1 rRNA gene is annotated in these 1,720 nt (G+C 53.3%); it reads right to left on the bottom strand.

Annotation, left to right across the window (positions count from 1 at the left end):
- Positions 1 to 81 precede the first annotated feature (81 nt).
- Positions 82 to 1,631: ribosomal RNA gene (locus ACFX43_RS07335) — 16S ribosomal RNA — on the bottom strand.
- Between the last annotated feature and the right edge of the window lie 89 nt (positions 1,632 to 1,720).

Raw genomic sequence — 1,720 nt, 5'->3', positions numbered from 1 at the left:
GAATGATCCTTCAAAACTAAACAAGACAGGGAACGTTCTGTTTATAAGACCCAAGGTCTTATATTCCGTTAAAATCCTTAGAAAGGAGGTGATCCAGCCGCACCTTCCGATACGGCTACCTTGTTACGACTTCACCCCAATCATCTGTCCCACCTTCGGCGGCTGGCTCCTAAAAGGTTACCTCACCGACTTCGGGTGTTACAAACTCTCGTGGTGTGACGGGCGGTGTGTACAAGGCCCGGGAACGTATTCACCGCGGCATGCTGATCCGCGATTACTAGCGATTCCAGCTTCACGCAGTCGAGTTGCAGACTGCGATCCGAACTGAGAACAGATTTGTGGGATTGGCTTAACCTCGCGGTTTCGCTGCCCTTTGTTCTGTCCATTGTAGCACGTGTGTAGCCCAGGTCATAAGGGGCATGATGATTTGACGTCATCCCCACCTTCCTCCGGTTTGTCACCGGCAGTCACCTTAGAGTGCCCAACTGAATGCTGGCAACTAAGATCAAGGGTTGCGCTCGTTGCGGGACTTAACCCAACATCTCACGACACGAGCTGACGACAACCATGCACCACCTGTCACTCTGCCCCCGAAGGGGACGTCCTATCTCTAGGATTGTCAGAGGATGTCAAGACCTGGTAAGGTTCTTCGCGTTGCTTCGAATTAAACCACATGCTCCACCGCTTGTGCGGGCCCCCGTCAATTCCTTTGAGTTTCAGTCTTGCGACCGTACTCCCCAGGCGGAGTGCTTAATGCGTTAGCTGCAGCACTAAGGGGCGGAAACCCCCTAACACTTAGCACTCATCGTTTACGGCGTGGACTACCAGGGTATCTAATCCTGTTCGCTCCCCACGCTTTCGCTCCTCAGCGTCAGTTACAGACCAGAGAGTCGCCTTCGCCACTGGTGTTCCTCCACATCTCTACGCATTTCACCGCTACACGTGGAATTCCACTCTCCTCTTCTGCACTCAAGTTCCCCAGTTTCCAATGACCCTCCCCGGTTGAGCCGGGGGCTTTCACATCAGACTTAAGAAACCGCCTGCGAGCCCTTTACGCCCAATAATTCCGGACAACGCTTGCCACCTACGTATTACCGCGGCTGCTGGCACGTAGTTAGCCGTGGCTTTCTGGTTAGGTACCGTCAAGGTGCCGCCCTATTTGAACGGCACTTGTTCTTCCCTAACAACAGAGCTTTACGATCCGAAAACCTTCATCACTCACGCGGCGTTGCTCCGTCAGACTTTCGTCCATTGCGGAAGATTCCCTACTGCTGCCTCCCGTAGGAGTCTGGGCCGTGTCTCAGTCCCAGTGTGGCCGATCACCCTCTCAGGTCGGCTACGCATCGTCGCCTTGGTGAGCCGTTACCTCACCAACTAGCTAATGCGCCGCGGGTCCATCTGTAAGTGGTAGCCGAAGCCACCTTTTATGTCTGAACCATGCGGTTCAGACAACCATCCGGTATTAGCCCCGGTTTCCCGGAGTTATCCCAGTCTTACAGGCAGGTTACCCACGTGTTACTCACCCGTCCGCCGCTAACATCAGGGAGCAAGCTCCCATCTGTCCGCTCGACTTGCATGTATTAGGCACGCCGCCAGCGTTCGTCCTGAGCCAGGATCAAACTCTCCGATAAAGTAGTTTGACTGACTACGCACATCGCTGTGCGATTTATTTAAAACTTTGAATTAACAGGTACGTTTTGTCTTGTTTAGTTTTCAAAGA

Origin of the sequence: Nocardioides sp. YIM B13467 (genome assembly GCF_042788075.1) — a bacterium.
Classification (GTDB): domain Bacteria; phylum Actinomycetota; class Actinomycetes; order Propionibacteriales; family Nocardioidaceae; genus Nocardioides.
This window is presented reverse-complemented; position numbering and strand designations above follow the sequence as displayed.